Source organism: Dactylosporangium sp. NPDC049140, from assembly GCF_040648435.1.
Genome location: NZ_JBEZDS010000012.1, coordinates 230633 through 245671 on the forward strand (window position 1 = coordinate 230633; position 15039 = coordinate 245671).

The following is a 15039-nucleotide window of genomic DNA, read 5'->3' on the forward strand; positions in this document are numbered from 1 at the left end:
CGGGGCTGCGGCCGGCCCAGATTCCGCCAGGGCGCACCCCGCGAAAGCCCGGTTACAACACCGGTAGCCGGGCTTCCGCGGGGCACACCCTGACGAAATCTGGACTCGGCCTCGCACCCACCCCAGTTATGCAACAGGCCTAGGTGACGGCACCAGCCACACGTCGTCGAGGTTGACGAACATGAAGCGGTGCCCGAACTGGACCTGCACGTACCGGTTCTGGCCGCGCACGACCGTCCGGTCGCCCGGGGAGGAGCCGTCGAAGGAGACGGCCCGGTAGTACTCGCCCGGCACCACCCCGGATACCGCGTAGCGCTGCCCGGCCGCGAACGTGTACTGCAGCGGGGTGATCGCCTGGTACGGCACGCCCGCCGGGTACGCCGCCGCCTCCGGGTACGCGCGGCCGTACACCGGGATCGTGGTCCGGCCCGGTTTCGGGACCGCGACGAGGCCCGTCGCCCACTTCGCCGTGGGGTGCGCGGGCGGGTTGTAGAACCAGCCGGTCTGCCCGAGGTACCAGATCGCGGTCCAGTCCCCGGAGAGCCCGGCGACGGCGTAGGTCTGGCCCGCCGAGACCCGGGAGCCGTGGTCGGACAGCGCCATCGTCGACGCCGAGCCGTCCGGGTGCAGCCCGGGGTCGTTCAGCAGCGGCGCGTTCGCGTCGGGCGCGGTGTGCAGGACGAGCGCGGAGGCGCCGTGGGAGGAGCAGGGATCGGCGGCGGTACCGTCGCAGCCGGTGAACGCGGGCCGGTTCGCGTCGTAGTCCGGGTCGATGGTGACCAGGCCGGTGCGGGCCGTGCCGGTGCCGCGGAACGGGGCGTGCAGCAGGTCGAAGTAGTGGCTCCAGTCCCAGTAGGGCGCCGGGTCCCAGTGCATGCCCTTCACGGTCGACGGCACGGTGCCGGGGACGTTGTCGTGGCCGACGATGTGGCCGCGGTCGAGCGGGATGTCCAGCCGCGCGGCGAGGTAGCGCACGAGCTTCGCCGAGGAGCGGTACATCGCCTCGGTGTACCAGGCGCCCTCGGCCGCGAACCCCTCGTGCTCGATGCCGACCGATGTCGCGTTGACGTACCAGTTCCCGGCGTGCCAGGCGACGTCCTTGGTCCTCACGTGCTGGGCGACGTGCCCGTCGGCCGAGCGGATGGTGTAGTTCCAGCTGACGTACGCCGGGTCCTGCACCAGCTGGACGGTCCGGTCGTAGTACTCCTCGGTGTCGTGGATGACGATGTACCGCACCTTCTGGCTCGCCGGCCGGTCGCCGAGGTCGTGGTTGCCGTAGTCGCCGCCGCCGAGGTCCGCGTAGGGCGCCGGGATCCACTCGCACGGCAGGTTCGCCGGGCACTCCACGTCGCCCCGCGGCGGCCTCGGCAGCCCGAGCCGGTCGAGCCACGAGGTCTGCGGCTGTACCCCCGCGTGGGCGGTCAGCGTGACGTGCCGCCCGTCGTCGGTGACCCGGTCGGCGCCGTCGCGCAGGGTCGAGTACACCTCGTCCGCGAAGTCCCCGGCCGCGTCGGCGGTATCGGCGCCGCTGTAGCGGGCGACCGCGCCGTACCAGGCCGCCGGGTCGCTGCCGGCCCCGCCGGGCGCGCCGAGGTCGCGCTGGTAGGAGGCCAGCAGCGCGGCGCCGCCCCGGATGTTGTCCCGCGCGTCCGTGCGCAGGCGCGCCTTGTCGATCCCGGTGAGCGCGGCCGCCGCGTCGAGGGTCTGCGCCGCCGGTACCGTGTCGCCCGCCGGCGCGTCCACCGTGGACGGTCGCGCGGTGTCGCCGCGCGCGTCGCCGGCCCCGTCGTGGCGCGCCCGGACGGCGGCCGCGTCGGTGAGGTGCATGGGGCCGAAGCCGCCGCTGGTGCTCGGGGCGCCCTGGTTGGTGTCCCACCGCGACTCCAGGTACGACACGGCGAGGAGCACGTCAGCCGGTACACCTGCGGCGTTTGCGGCATCGGCGTAGTCCTGCTGTCCTTGACTGTCCGCGGCCGCGGCGGCGCCGGGCGCGGTGAGGATCGCGGCGCCGAGCACCGCGACGGTGAGCAGCCGTCTCATGTGGACCTACCAATTCTCCGAGCCGGGCACGCGCGGCAGCGGCTTCCACGGGGGCGTGATGAGGTATGCGACGCCGCCGCTGCCGGAGGCGACCGACCCGTCCGCGCGGTGGCGCTTGGTGCGCAGCCACACCTGCTCGAACTCGGCGCGCGAGTACACGTTGCGCACGGCGTCGTCGGAGGACGAGGCCGGGTCGTTGACGATGACGTCGCCGGTCGCGGTGAACCCGACGACCACGAACAGGTGCCCGGACGTCGAGTAGTTCGCGCCGGTCAGCTCCGAGGCGAGGAACGACTGCGAGGTGACGACCGGGATGCCGGCCGCGATGAACCGCTCCAGCTCGTCGAGCGAGTGCAGCCGGGTCACGATGCCGGACAGCCCGAACGTGGCCGCGTACGCGGTGTTGAACGGCCAGTTCCCGGCGCCCTCGTAGGCGTAGTCGTAGGTCATGCGGGCCGCGTGGTCGACCTGCGGGTCGGCGTAGGACGGGTCGACCCAGGCGAGGTCGGCCGCGCTCGGCCCGTGCCCCCAGTACTCGACGACCATCGCGGTCGAGGTGGGGGAGCACCACGCCTCGCCGCCGCCGTCGTACTGCGGGTACTGTCCGATGTGGATGTTCTGCGAGTAGCGCGGCACCTCGAGCTCCCGGCCCCACGCGATGTGCCCGGCACTCGGCGCGACCGTGAACCGGTCGGGCACGTTGGAGACCATCGCACCGACCTGCGACACCCGTGGGAACGCGTGCGCGCCGGCCTTGCGGAACAGCGTGACGCGCAGGCGGTAGTCGGCGAGCAGCACGCCCTTGGACACGTCGTCGATCGAGAACGTGTCGGTCCAGATCGTGGAGTACGCGTCGCCCTGACCGTTTACCGAGGTGCGCTGGATGTCCTGGTCGCCGGAGGCCCAGCGCCCCATCACGTACCAGGGCGTGGACTCGCCGTTCGTGTACGTGCCGCCCATCTCGACCTGCAGCCACGTGCCGGCGGGCGTCTGGGCGTTCCAGGAGGCGACGAGCTCACTCGCGCCGAACCGGTTCTTCTGCTTGGGCGAGGTCCAGGTGGCGGTCTCCCACTGGTCCTGGGTCCCGCGTTCCCAGTGCGGGAAGGTGCGCCAGCGCTGGAATGAGATCTGCTCGTCGTGGGTGACCGGATGCGCGGCGGCGGGCGCCGCGCTCAGGAATGTCGCAACCAGGGCCAACGCGAGGCCCCCGGCGATACGTGCCATCGCTCCTCCAGGGAAAACCCGAGGCGATTGATTGATGGCACGCTATACCGTGATCGACCCGGATGTCGATACCTTCCAACCAGCTACCGTACTTCGAAGGTTTTTTACCGACCGCGGATCTCGACCAGTGCGGCGTGTACGACGCCGTCCGTCTGCTCCAGGGCCCGGCGGGCTTCGGCCACCGGTGTCTGGGCCAGCAGGGCCACCAGGGCGACCTTCGAGTCGCCGCCGGCCTCGGCCAGCGCGGCCGTGCAGGCCGGCACGGGCAGGCCGGTGGCCTGGGCCAGCATGCGTACCTGGCGGTCGCGCAGCTTGCTGTTGCTGGCCACCATGTCGGTCATGAGGTTGGAGTACGTGCGGCCGAGGCGGACCATGACCGCCGTCGACAGCGCGTTGAGCACCAGCTTCTGCGCGGTCCCGGCCTTCATGCGGGTCGAGCCGGTGATCGCCTCCGGGCCGGTGTCGACCGCGATGTGCACGTCGGCGAGGTCGGCCAGCGGCGCCGCCGGGTTCGCCGAGACCAGTACCGTGCTCGCCCCGGCGGCGCGGGCGGCCCGCAGCGCGCCGGCGACGTACGGGGTGGTGCCGCTCGCGGTCGCGCCCACGGCCACGTCGCCGGGGCCGAGGCCGGCCGCCGCGGCCGCGCCGAGCTCGACGTCGTCCTCGGCGCCCTCGGCCGCGGTGTGCAGCGCGGAGAGGCCGCCCGCGATGTGGGCCACCACGCGCTCGTAGCCGACGCCGAAGGTCGGGTGCAGCTCGGCGGCGTCGAGCACCGCCATGCGGCCCGAGGTGCCGGCGCCGAAGTAGTGCATGCGGCGGCCGGAGCGCAGCGCGGCGACGGCGAGCTCGACGGCCGCGGCGACCTCGGGCAGTACCGCGGCCACCGCCGGCGCGACCTTGCGGTCCTCGGCGTTGATGAGCCTGAGCATGTCGAGCGTGGGCAGCTGGTCGATGTAGACCGTGTGCGGGTTGCGCTCCTCGGTGGGCGAGACGCTCACCAGCGGCCCCGATCCGCCTTGGTCCGCCGGCTTCGCACCGCGTCACGGGTCGCCTCCAGCGCCGTGCGGGTGCGGTCGTAGGTGCGCTGGGCGACGCCGACGAACACGCAGTCGACCACGGTGAGCTGGGCCAGGCGGCTGGCCATCGCGCCCGAGCGGAAGGTGGTCTCCCGCGCGGCGGTGGTCAGCACCAGGTCGGCGACCCGCGTGATCGGGGACTTCGGGAAGTTGGTGAGCGCGACCGTGGTCGCGCCGCGGCGGCCGGCCTCGGCGAAGGCCTCCATGGTGTCCACCGTGGTGCCCGTGTGCGAGATGCCGACCGCGACGTCGCCCTTGCCGAGCAGGGCCGCGCTGGTCAGCGCCAGGTGCAGGTCCGACCAGGCGTAGGTGGTCAGCCCGATGCGGTGCAGCTTCTGCTGGAAGTCCTGGGCCACGAACGCGCTCGCGCCCACGCCGTAGATGTCGACCCGGCGGGCCGCGGCGATCGCGGCGATGACCTTGCCCAGCGCCTCCAGGTCGAGCTGGGCGGCGGTGTCCTCGACGGCCCGGGCGTCGGCGTACGCGATCGTCTTGACCACCTGGCCGAGGTCGTCGGAGCGGCTGATGTCGCTGCCGACCGCCTCCTGGGCCTGGTCGTCCTGCACCCGGCCGGCCTCGGCGGCCAGCTTCAGCCGCAGCTCGGGGTAGCCCGAGACGCCGATCGCGCGGCAGAAGCGGATGACCGTGGTCTCCGAGGTGGCCGCGCGCTTGGCCAGCTCGGTGATCGTCATCTGCGCGGCGGTGGCCGCCTCCTCGATGATGATCCGGCCGACCCGCTGCTCGGCCCGCGACAGCGAGGGCAGGAGCCCGCGGATCTTCACGGCCGTGGAGACCTGGCGAGCTTCGTCCGTCATGTGGAAAAGTTTCCGTTGCCTCGTCGGTTTCGTCAATGGAATGCGGTGTCGCGATGCGGGAGTCCCTGGTCATCGGCGTGGATGCGGGTGCCACGACGACGCGCTGTGCGCTGAGTGACCTCGATGGCAACATCCTCGCCCGGGCGGAGTCGGGCGGGGCGAACCGGAACTCGAGCGGCGCGTCGCCGGCCGAGGCGCTCACGGCCGCGCTGCGCAATCTACTGGATGAGTCCCCGCACGACGCCGGGCGGGTCGGGCTCGGCGTGGTCGGGATCGCGGGCGGCGCCGCGGTGCGGGCCGCGACCCAGGCGGCGGCCGAGGACGCCTGGCGCGCCGCGGGCCCGGGCGGGCGGGTGGTCGCGGTGACCGACCTCGAGGTCGGCTTCGCCGCGGGCTCGCCGTCGCCGGACGGACTGCTGCTGCTCGCCGGCACCGGGGCGGTCGGGGCCGCGTTCGCCGGCGGGCGGCTGACGCACCGCTGCGACGGGTACGGCTGGCTGCTCGGCGACGAGGGCTCGGCGGTCTGGCTCGGCCGCGCGGGCCTGCGCGCCGTGCTGCGCGCGCTCGACGGCCGCGGACCGGCCACCGCGCTGACGGAGGCGCTGAGCGCCCGGCTGGAGGTGCCGGCCGGCGACCCCCAGGCGCTGCTGCGGGCCGCGTTCGACCGCACCCCGGCCGCGCTCGGCGCCCTGGCCCCGGCGGTGAGCGCGCTCGCCGCGGCCGGGGACGCGGTGGCGCTCGGGCTCGCCGAGGAGGCCGCGGCGCATCTGCTGCATACTCTGTCGACGGTTGCCGGGCACGCCCGGAGCTCATCACCGCCGGCCGTCGTTCTCGCGGGGTCCGTCCTGCTGTCGGAGGGCCCGGTGGCCGATCGCGTCGTGGCGGCCGTGCGGGAGCGTTACCGGATCGTGCCCATGGCCGCGTCCTACGGCCCGGCGGGCGCCGTATGGCTGGCGATCACGCAGGTCAAAGGCGATTTTCCGGACGCTGTGGTACACGCGCGGCTGACGCGGTAACAATCTTCCGCCTCTTGCAAGTTTGGAAGGAAACCTTCATTCTCATCGACGGGCGTCCCTTCTGAAGGAGTCGGCGATGAGTCTTGTTTCGCGACGCAGTCTGCTGAGCGCGGGCGCGCTGGCCGCCGCCTCGGCCTCGCTCGGCGCCTGTGCCCTGTCCGGCGGCGACGACGACAAACCGAACAGCACCCCTTCGGGCGCCAAGAACGCGGTCAACCCGCTGGGCGTCAAGGAGGACGCGCCGCTGGAGATCGTCGTCTTCAACGGCGGCTTCGGCGAGGACTACGCCAAGGCGCACGAGGCGATGTACACCGAGAAGTACCCGAAGGCGCAGGTCAAGCACTCGGCGACGCAGCAGATCGGCCAGACCCTGCAGCCCCGGTTCGTCGACGGCAGCCCGCCCGACGTCATCGACAACTCCGGCGCCGGCCAGATCGACTTCAACGGCCTCGTCTCGCAGAACGCGCTCGCCGACCTCGGCCCGCTGCTCGACGCGCCGAGCATCGACGACCCGGCCAAGAAGGTGCGCGACACGCTGCTGCCCGGCTCGCTGCTGCCCGGCACCTACGACGGCAAGACGATGGCGCTCAACTACACCTACACCGTCTACGGGATCTGGTACTCGGCCAAGCTCATGAACGACAAGGGCTGGCAGTACCCGAAGACCTGGGACGAGATGATCGCCCTGTGCAAGACCATCAAGGCGGCCGGCATCTCGCCGTGGACCTATCAGGGCAAGCATCCGCGGTACATGTCGTGGCCGATCCTGTCCGCCGCGGCGAAGATGGCCGGCCAGGACATCCTCGTGGCCATCGACAACCTGGAGCCCAACGCCTGGAAGCACGAGGCGATCCTCGCGGCCGCGGACGCCTACTCGCAACTGGCGGTGGACGGGTACATCATGCCCGGCTCCGAGGGGCTCGACCACATCCAGTCGCAGACCGAGTGGTGCAAGGGCAAGGCCGTGTTCATCTCCTGCGGGTCCTGGCTGGAGAGCGAGCAGAAGGCCGTCACGCCCCCGGACTTCCAGATGACCGTCGCGCCGACGTCGAGCCTGTCCACGTCGGACAAGCTGCCGTTCGAGGCGCTGCGCGGCACGACCGGCGAGCCGTTCATCGTGCCGGCCAAGGCCAGGAACCTGGCCGGCGGGCTGGAGTACCTGCGCATCATGCTGTCCAAGAAGGGCGCCGTCGACTTCACCAACCGGGTCGCGAGCCTCACCTGCGTCGCCGGGCTCGACCAGGGCGTGAATCTGCCGCCCGGGCTGGCGTCGGTCACCAAGGCGCTCAAGGCCTCCGGGGACAAGGGCTTCAACTGGGTGTACAACTCCTACTACCGCAAGCTCGAGCGCGAGCTCGTCGACGCCGCCTGCGGCGCCCTGTTCACCAAGCAGATCAACGCCAAGCAGTTCGTGGAGCAGTGCCAGAAGGGCGCGGACTCCATCGCGAAGGACGACACCATCAAGAAGTACAAGCGGAGCAGCTGAGGATGCGCCACGGTCGGCGCCTGTTCGCCATCACGTTCCTGCTGCCCGCCGTGGCGGTCTACGCGGTCTTCGTCGTCTCGCCGTATCTGCAGGCGTTCCAGGTCTCGACCACGAACTGGCGCGGCCTGAGCCCGAAGTGGGACTACGTCGGCCCCGGCAACTTCCAGCGCCTGCTCTCGGACGAGTACTTCTGGAACGCCCTGAAACACAACGGCATCCTGCTCGCCGTGCTGCCGGTTGCCACCATCGTGCTGGGCCTCTTCTTCGCGTCCATGCTCAACATCCACGGCGTGCGGTTCGGCGCCGTGTACCGCATCGTGTACTTCTTCCCGCAGGTCCTCTCGGTGGCCATCATCGGCGTGCTGTGGCGCGAGATGTACGCCCCCAACGGCGGCCTGGTCAACGGCTTCCTGCGCGCCGTCGGCCTCGACTCGCTGACCCGCACCTGGCTCGGCGACGCCGACGTGGCCTTCTGGGCGGTCCTGTTCGTGATGGTGTGGAGCAACGTCGGCTTCTACGTGGTGCTCTTCGGCGCCGCGATGTCGTCGATCCCGCGCGAGATCTACGAGGCGGCCCTGCTCGACGGCGCGGGCCGGCGTACAACCCTGCTGCGCATCACGGTGCCGCTGCTGTGGGACACGATCCAGGTCGCGTGGGTGTACCTCGCGATCGTCGCCCTGGACGCCTTCGCGCTCGTGCAGATCATCACCAACGGCGGCCCCGAGTTCAGCACGGACGTGGTGGGGCTGCGGCTGTACAACACCGCCTTCGGCGAGTCCAAGTTCGGCTACGCCTCCGCGATCGGCGTCGCAATGTTCTTCGTCACGCTCACGGTCGCGATCGCGTCCCTGCGCCTGACCCGCCGCGAACGCATCGAGTACTGACGTGCGCCTACGCCTCGGCAACGCCTTCTCCCACGTCTTCCTCTTCGGCTGGGCCCTGCTGACCACGTTCCCGCTGCTGTGGGCGGTGGTCTCGTCGTTCAAGAGCGACGACGAGATCCTGTCCGACGCGTGGGGCCTCCCGGCGACGCTGCGCTTCTCGAACTGGACCCGCGCCTGGAACGAGGCCCACATGGGCCGGTACTTCCTCAACAGCACCATCGTCGTGGCCGGCGCCCTGACCCTGACCATGCTCCTGGGCGCGATGGCCGCATACGTGCTGGCCCGCTACGAACTGCGCGGCCTGCGCCTCGTCTACTACGCCTTCGCCGGCGGCATGGTCTTCCCGGTCTTCCTGGCCCTGGTCCCGCTCTTCTTCGTGGTCAAGAACCTGGGCCTGCTGGGCACCCTGCCGGGCCTGATCCTCGTGTACACCGCCTACTCCCTGCCGTTCACGGTCTTCTTCCTGACCGCGTTCTTCCGCACGCTCCCGACCGCCGTGGCCGAGGCGGGCCTGGTCGACGGCTGCTCACACTGGAGCCTGTTCTTCCGCATCATGCTGCCGATGGCGCGGCCGGGCCTGATCAGCGTCGGCATCTTCAACTTCCTGACCCAGTGGAACCAGTACATCTTCCCGATCGTGCTGATGCAGGGCGAGGGGAGCGAGAAACGCTGGGTGCTGGCGCAGGGCCTGACGGCCCTGGCGGTGAACGAGGGCTACGCGGGCGACTTCGGCGGGCTCTTCGCGGGCATGACGATCGCCATGCTGCCGGTACTGCTGCTGTACATGGTCTTCCAGCGCCAGGTCCAGTCCGGCCTGACCGCGGGCCACCTCAAGTAGACCTCACGCCGCGGTGTGCGTGTGCACCCACCAGGCGAGCGGAAGCGCGATCAGCACCACCGCCTGGATCGCGAGCAACGCCGCAACGATGCCCCAGCGGTCGGCCGCCAGGCCGGCTCCCAGAGCAACGAGGGCGTAGAGCACGCTGCCGAGCAAGGCCGCGAGCGAGCCCATCGTGGCGCGTTCCCGGTCGGTGAACCCGCGCTGCAGCAGCGTCTGCTGGGCGACGGTCGATATGCCGTAGGCCGGTGACCCGAGCAGCACGGGCGAGACGACCGTCGGCTTGACCAGCGCAATGAAGTTCACCACGCTGTCGAACAGCTCACCGAGCAGCAGCGTGCGGGCCGCGCCCAACCGGCCGATCACCCGGCCGCTGACGCGGAAGCCGGCGAAGGCCACGCCATGGCCGAAGGTGCGCCAAAGGCCCAGCGCCCAGAGCGGCCACAGCCCGGCCACGAACACGGGCGACAGCCGGGCCGCGCTTTCGCTGCTGTAGCGAAGCGCCGACACCAGCGTCATCCGGCGCAGCACCGGATCACGGCGGATGCCGCGCAGGGCCGAGCCGAGATGCACCAGCGCTCCCGACTCCAGCGGGCCGTGCACCCGTGGTTCCCGGACCCGCAAGGCGACGAGCACGCACAGCACCTGCGGCAGCACCGACAGCACGACCACCGCACGCGGCGACCACGCGCCGGCAACCACGCCGCCGACGGCCGCCGCCAGTGCGAGCGCGATCTGGAACATCGAGCTCACCCGGCCCGAGTGCCGGGGAAACTCATCCTCCCGGCCGGCTTCGAGCAACGTGTCGTAGAGCAGCGACTCGTTGTTGCCGCTCCACAGCGCGGTCGCCAGCCCCTCGAGCACGACTGCCGCCAGGAGGAGGCCGTAGCCCGGAGCGCCGGCGTACCCGAGATGGGCGGTCACCATGACGACGGCGCCGGCGATCATCGTGCCGCGCCGGCCGAGGCGGTCGGAGAGCACTCCGGTGGGCACCTCGAACGCCGCCGACGCCAGCATCTTCACCGCCAGGAGACTGGCGGCAGCGGTATACGAGCCGGTGACCTGCGCGAAGTAGATGACCATGATCGGCCCGTACATGCGGAAATCGCCGCAGAAGTTGAACCAGCCCAGCAGGCGGACATTCCGGCTGACGGTATGCGCGGCGGGTTCCGCGGCGAGCGGGGCAGCGATCAGGCGTTTGCCCAGGATGCGGGCACGGAGCAGGGAAGGACGACGAGCGGACACAGCAGAGCTCCCGGAAGGGCGACTGGGGACGCCAAAAGGCGCCAAGGGCCGGTAACACGTGTCACCTCGCCCGGCGACCGGGATGTGTGCGGACTCTGCTACACGCGCGGCATTACCAGCCGGCTGCGGTCACCAAGGGGCGAACGGAAGCTCGGTCAATCGTCTTGGACATCGAAGCTCCTCAATTGCGCGCGGACGGGTCCGGCATCAGTTTAGTCGACGCCGCAACGACTGACGGCGCTCGGTCTGCTCGACCTGACCGGCGCCGCTGCGAGCCGGGGGGCGGCGGACACCGGCCTCGCGCCAGTTCGGTGCTCGAGCGCCCCGGCGTAGATGTTGAGGGGGTGTGGGTGGAGCGGAGCTCCCCCACCGCGAGCGCAGCGAGCCAGGAAAGCAGTACAGCCTCAGGCGCCGGTCATGATGCGGGCGAGGTTGTCCGGGGCGAAGTACTCCGCGATCGGGGTGCTGCCCTGCATCACGCCGAAGAAGCGGGTCGACTCCGCCTCGCTCGCGGCGATCGTGGCGAACAGCGCGGCCATCTCCGGCGCCGGCGGCTCCATCGACGCCAGCTGGCACGTGAGCTGCAGCGCGGGCCGGAAGCGGCGGTCGCGCTCCTCGGCGTAGGCGGACACCGCCGCGTCGAGGTCGTCCGCCAGTCCCTTGTGGACGGCGTCGGCCAGCAGTTGCGCGGCGACGAAGGCGTCCGTGATGCCCGCGGCCATCACCGGGTCCTTGTGGTAGCCCGCGTCGCCGACCAGGGCCCAGCCCGGGCCGGCCGAGGTGCGGAAGAAGTTCGGCACGTCCGCGGTCGCGTGCATGCGCCCGATCCGGGTGGCCGCCGCGACCCGGGCCGCCACCGCCGGTACCCGCGCCAGGGCTTGCGCATAGCCGGCCTCGACGTCGGTGCGGAAGTCGTGGAACTGCGCGGCCGGGCACGCCACGAACACGCACGTCGCGCCGTCGTTGGTCGGGAAGAGGACCACCGCGCGGTCGCCCAGCTGGTAGATCTCGGCGGCCTCGCGCGGCTGCACGCCCTGGTAGTACGCGTAGTAGCACGCGGTGAGCGACGGCGTGGCGTCGTAGGTCCCGGCGCCGGCCGAGCGGGCCACGACCGAGCGCAGGCCGTCGGCGCCGATGACGATGCTCGCGTGCTCCTCGAAGCCCTCGCCGCGCACGCCGGTCACGCGGCCGGAGGAGTGCAGCAGACCCTCGACGGCCGTGCCCTCGCGCACGACGACGCCGGCCGAACGGGCGGCGTCGAGCAGGATCGCGTCGAGCACGGTGCGGCGCACGCAGTACGGGTGGGCGGCGCCGTCGTCCGCGGGCGGCGGGGCGCTGATGGTGAACGGGCCGAAGTCCATCGAGAAGCGCTGCAGCGGCGGCGCGCCCGCGTTCGCGACCGCGTCGTGCAGGCCCCACCGGCGCAGGTACGCCATCCCCGGCACGTGGATCAGGTGCGTCGACGTGACGTCACTGGGGAAGGTGGCGCGGTCCAGGAGGAGCACCCGCCGCCCGGCCCGGGCGAGCAGCATGGCGGTCGGCGCGCCGGCGACGCGCGCGCCGACCACGATGGCATCGAAGGTCATGGCCGAAACCCTAGCGCCACCAGTGCACGGACTCGACGTACATCGTCTGGGGAAACGCCGTCGCGGGCGGCGGGGGGCCGGGCCAGCGGCCGCCGACGGCCACGTTCAGCAGCAGGAACGCGGGGCGCTCGAACACCCACGCCTGTTTCGCGCCGAGGTCCTCCTGGCGCAGGGTCGCCTGCACCACGCCGTCGACCGACCACTGCAGGACGCCGGGCCACCACTCCAGGCCGTACCGGTGCACGGGGCCGCCGGCCGGTTTCGCGGTGAACGGGCGCTCCCACCCGCGCGCCGAGCCGTCGGGGCCGTGGAACGTGCCGTGGACGACCCCGGGCTCGCCGGCGCCGAGCGACTCCATGAGGTCGACCTCGCCCGCCTGCGGCCAGCCCGCGGTGGCGACGTCCGCGCCGAGCATCCAGAACGCCGGCAGAAGGCCCTTTCCCGGTGGTACCTCGAGCAGGCCCTCGATCCGCCCGTACTGGGCCTCGAACGCGCTGCGGAGCCGCGCGGACGTGTACCGGCCGCCGTCGTGGCGCGCGGTGATGGCCAGGCGGCCGTCGCCGGTCAGCGCGCCGTTGGCGGCATCCTCGGTGTACACCTGCAGCTCTTCGTTGCCCCAGCCCCCGCCGCCGGTCTCGTGCCGCCAGCCGGGCAGGAGCGCGGTGCCGGCCGGCCCGTCGAACTCCTCGGCCAGCTCCGTGCGCAGCGGGTCGGTGCCGGTGCGCGCCATGGTGGCGGTGACCGCGGCGACCCCGGCGAGGTTGTGCAGCGCGCCGACGGTGAGCGCGGCCGCGTCGCCGGTGGCGGGGACGAGCACGACGGCGTGCCGCACGCGCCCGGCGCCGGTGGCGGCGAGCCGGATGTTCTGGCCGTTGACGGTGACTGTCGCCTCGGGCGCGGGGCCGCGCTCGGGGGCCGACAGCGAGAGCGTCACGGCATAGGTGCCGGGCTGCGGCACCGGCAGGGTGAACGCCGGGGTGCCGCCGCGGGTGTACCGGTACGGCGCCGGAATTCCCGCATTGAGCGCCTTGGGGGCCTCGCCGCCCCGCACCACCCCGGCGTCGGCTTCCCACTCGTTGCCGGCCGCGTCGGTGGCGCCCCCGGGCGCGGCGGTCCAGCGGTGCGTCCAGCCGACCCCGGCGGTGACCTGCGCGGAGGACGTGCGGGTCAGCAGCCGCCCCTCGTGGTCGCCGCCCCCGCCGGGCGCGGCGAGCGCCGCCAGCCCGATGAGGGCCACGACGACGAGCGCGGCGATCCCGGCTCGGCGGGTCCTCGGGCGGAGCGACACCATGCGGACCAAGGCTACGGCGCGGTCGCGGGCCGCAGCGATCTTGTCGGCTTGCCGACCTTGACGGATCCCGTGCCGATCAGCACCGCGACCAGCACGACCGCGGCCCCGGCGAGCTGGCCGGCCGAGAGGGACTGGCCGAGCGCGAGCCAGCCGAGCGCGGCCGCGACGACCGGGCTGAGCAGGCCGAACAGGGTCACCTGGGCGGGCGGGAGGGTGGTGACGCCGCGGAACCACAGCACGTACGCCCCGGCGGTGCCCACGAGCGACAGGTACGCGAAGCCGGCGACGTTGCCCCCGGTCGGCACCGGCGGCACGCCCTCGACGAGCAGCGCGGCCGGGGCGAGCAGGAGGCCGCCGGCGGTCAGCTGCCAGCCGGTCAGGGCCAGCAGCGCGGTGCGCCGGTGGGCGAACCCGCCGGGGACGCCCCAGCGCCGGCCGAGCACGGTACCGAGGGACATCGACACCATGCCGCCGGCCGCCGCGGCCAGCCCGATCGGGTCGAGCGCCGCCTCCGAGCGCAGCACCAGCAGCGCGACGCCGGCCACGCCCGCGGCCCCGGCCAGCAGCACCGTGCGCGCCGGGCGCTGGCCGAGCAGCCCGAAGGCGAGCCCGGCGACCACGAACGGCCCGAGCGCGCCGAGGACGGCCGCGACCCCGCCGGGCAGCCGGTACGCGGCCACGAACAGCAGCGCGAAGAACAGCCCGATGTTGAGCGTGCCGAGCAGGGCGGAGCGCCACCACCAGGCGCCCCGGGGTCGGGCGCGGGCCACGGCGATGAGCAGCAGCCCGGCGGGCAGGGCGCGCAGGGCCCCGGCCAGCAGCGGCCGGCCGGGCGGGAGGAGCTCGGTGGTGACGAGGTACGTGCTCCCCCACAGCAGGGGCGGGATGGCCGTCATGTTCCTCATGACTAAGTAGCTTACCACTAAGTCACTTAGCCGCAAGCTAATGCTAGAATTCCGGCATGGACGACGTCGACCGGATCGTGGCGCAGTGGGCGCAGGAGCGGCCGGAGCTGCGCACCGACGCGATGGCCGCGTTCGGGCGGATCTACCGGCTGGCGAAGGTGCTCGGGGACCGGCAGGAGAAGGTGTACGCCGCGCTGGGCATCAACCGCGGCGAGTTCGACGTGCTCGCGACCCTGCGCCGCGCCGGCGAGCCGTTCCAGCTGCCGCCCAAGGCGCTGAGCGCGTCGCTGATGCTGACCACGGGCGGGATGACGGGGCGGCTCGACCGGCTCGAGCGGGCCGGGCTGGTGACCCGATCGCCGGACCCCGGCGACCGGCGCGGGCTGGTCATCACGCTGACGCCGCGCGGCCGCGAGGTCGTGGACGAGGCGGTGGTGGCGGGCCTGGACGCGCAGCGCGAGGTCTTCGAGCGCCTGCCCGAGGCGAACCGCAAGCGCCTCTCGGCCCTGCTGCGCGACCTCCTGGCCGCTGCCGGCGGCTAGTAGTGCTTTGTTAGGTGCGGCGTGTCGTGGGGTCGCTGGGTGGGTGCGGGTAGTTTCATGTGTCGGTGACCCCTGATGAGCTTTCGGTTGT

At 72.3% G+C, this 15039-nt stretch carries 13 protein-coding genes; 5 read left to right on the plus strand and 8 right to left on the minus strand.

Translation table 11 applies throughout. The annotated features are described in order from the left end of the window. Nucleotides 1–126: 126 nt before the first annotated feature. The 4 genes from AB0B76_RS22015 to AB0B76_RS22030 all read right to left on the minus strand — a co-directional run bounded on the left by AB0B76_RS22015 (nt 127) and on the right by AB0B76_RS22030 (nt 5155). Nucleotides 127–2040, minus strand: coding sequence for an N-acetylmuramoyl-L-alanine amidase (locus tag AB0B76_RS22015; RefSeq protein WP_360377992.1), 1914 nt, complete (start codon nt 2038–2040; stop codon nt 127–129). A 6-nt stretch (nt 2041–2046) separates the two neighbouring features. Further along, complete coding sequence (locus tag AB0B76_RS22020) at nt 2047–3264, minus strand: C39 family peptidase (protein WP_360377994.1); 1218 nt, start codon at nt 3262–3264, stop codon at nt 2047–2049. Nucleotides 3265–3368: 104 nt separating this feature from the next. Next, the gene (murQ, locus tag AB0B76_RS22025) at nt 3369–4262 is read right to left on the minus strand and encodes an N-acetylmuramic acid 6-phosphate etherase (RefSeq protein ID WP_360377996.1); all 894 of its coding nucleotides are present in this window, start codon (nt 4260–4262) and stop codon (nt 3369–3371) included. Continuing rightward, nucleotides 4259–5155 carry a MurR/RpiR family transcriptional regulator gene (locus tag AB0B76_RS22030; protein WP_360377998.1) on the minus strand — a complete coding sequence of 299 codons (897 nt, stop codon included), beginning with the start codon at nt 5153–5155 and terminating at the stop codon, nt 4259–4261. The genes murQ and AB0B76_RS22030 overlap by 4 nt, the downstream gene beginning before the upstream one ends. A gap of 53 nt (nt 5156–5208) precedes the next feature. Between AB0B76_RS22030 and AB0B76_RS22035 the strand changes: the two genes are divergently transcribed. The 4 genes from AB0B76_RS22035 to AB0B76_RS22050 all read left to right on the plus strand — a co-directional run bounded on the left by AB0B76_RS22035 (nt 5209) and on the right by AB0B76_RS22050 (nt 9379). Next, nucleotides 5209–6171 (plus strand): ROK family protein, encoded by a 963-nt coding sequence (locus tag AB0B76_RS22035; RefSeq protein ID WP_360378001.1) that lies wholly within the window; start codon nt 5209–5211, stop codon nt 6169–6171. Between the two features lie 76 nt (nt 6172–6247). Beyond that, nucleotides 6248–7657, plus strand: a complete 1410-nt coding sequence (ngcE, locus tag AB0B76_RS22040) for an N-acetylglucosamine/diacetylchitobiose ABC transporter substrate-binding protein (protein ID WP_360378003.1) — start codon at nt 6248–6250, stop codon at nt 7655–7657. 2 nt (nt 7658–7659) lie between these two features. After that, a complete protein-coding gene (locus AB0B76_RS22045; RefSeq protein WP_360378005.1) occupies nt 7660–8541 on the plus strand; it encodes a sugar ABC transporter permease in 882 nt (293 codons plus the stop codon). Between the two features lies 1 nt (nt 8542). Further along, nucleotides 8543–9379: a carbohydrate ABC transporter permease gene (locus AB0B76_RS22050; RefSeq protein WP_360378007.1), complete on the plus strand. Its 837-nt coding sequence runs from the start codon at nt 8543–8545 to the stop codon at nt 9377–9379. 3 nt (nt 9380–9382) lie between these two features. On the opposite strand, the gene AB0B76_RS22055 is transcribed toward AB0B76_RS22050, so the two are convergent. From AB0B76_RS22055 to AB0B76_RS22070, 4 genes are all read right to left on the minus strand, one after another. Beyond that, the gene (locus AB0B76_RS22055; RefSeq protein WP_360378010.1) at nt 9383–10624 is read right to left on the minus strand and encodes an MFS transporter; all 1242 of its coding nucleotides are present in this window, start codon (nt 10622–10624) and stop codon (nt 9383–9385) included. 404 nt (nt 10625–11028) lie between these two features. After that, nucleotides 11029–12210, minus strand: a complete 1182-nt coding sequence (locus tag AB0B76_RS22060; protein WP_360378013.1) for an NAD(P)/FAD-dependent oxidoreductase — start codon at nt 12208–12210, stop codon at nt 11029–11031. A gap of 10 nt (nt 12211–12220) precedes the next feature. Then, a complete protein-coding gene (locus tag AB0B76_RS22065; protein WP_360378016.1) occupies nt 12221–13501 on the minus strand; it encodes a glycoside hydrolase family 16 protein in 1281 nt (426 codons plus the stop codon). Nucleotides 13502–13512: 11 nt separating this feature from the next. Then, the gene (locus tag AB0B76_RS22070) at nt 13513–14406 is read right to left on the minus strand and encodes an EamA family transporter (RefSeq protein ID WP_360378018.1); all 894 of its coding nucleotides are present in this window, start codon (nt 14404–14406) and stop codon (nt 13513–13515) included. A 56-nt stretch (nt 14407–14462) separates the two neighbouring features. Here AB0B76_RS22070 and AB0B76_RS22075 point away from each other — a divergent pair, with 56 nt between their 5' ends. Beyond that, nucleotides 14463–14948, plus strand: a complete 486-nt coding sequence (locus tag AB0B76_RS22075) for a MarR family transcriptional regulator (RefSeq protein ID WP_360378021.1) — start codon at nt 14463–14465, stop codon at nt 14946–14948. The last annotated feature ends 91 nt before the right edge of the window (nt 14949–15039 follow it).

Coding starts and splice junctions, on each gene's coding strand:
- AB0B76_RS22015 (WP_360377992.1), bottom strand. CDS start 2,040: ATGAGACGGCTGCTCACCGTCGCGGTGCTCGGCGCCGCGATCCTCACC.
- AB0B76_RS22020 (WP_360377994.1), bottom strand. CDS start 3,264: ATGGCACGTATCGCCGGGGGCCTCGCGTTGGCCCTGGTTGCGACATTC.
- AB0B76_RS22030 (WP_360377998.1), bottom strand. CDS start 5,155: ATGACGGACGAAGCTCGCCAGGTCTCCACGGCCGTGAAGATCCGCGGG.
- AB0B76_RS22035 (WP_360378001.1), top strand. CDS start 5,209: ATGCGGGAGTCCCTGGTCATCGGCGTGGATGCGGGTGCCACGACGACG.
- ngcE (WP_360378003.1), top strand. CDS start 6,248: ATGAGTCTTGTTTCGCGACGCAGTCTGCTGAGCGCGGGCGCGCTGGCC.
- AB0B76_RS22045 (WP_360378005.1), top strand. CDS start 7,660: ATGCGCCACGGTCGGCGCCTGTTCGCCATCACGTTCCTGCTGCCCGCC.
- AB0B76_RS22060 (WP_360378013.1), bottom strand. CDS start 12,210: ATGACCTTCGATGCCATCGTGGTCGGCGCGCGCGTCGCCGGCGCGCCG.
- AB0B76_RS22065 (WP_360378016.1), bottom strand. CDS start 13,501: ATGGTGTCGCTCCGCCCGAGGACCCGCCGAGCCGGGATCGCCGCGCTC.
- AB0B76_RS22070 (WP_360378018.1), bottom strand. CDS start 14,406: ATGAGGAACATGACGGCCATCCCGCCCCTGCTGTGGGGGAGCACGTAC.
- AB0B76_RS22075 (WP_360378021.1), top strand. CDS start 14,463: ATGGACGACGTCGACCGGATCGTGGCGCAGTGGGCGCAGGAGCGGCCG.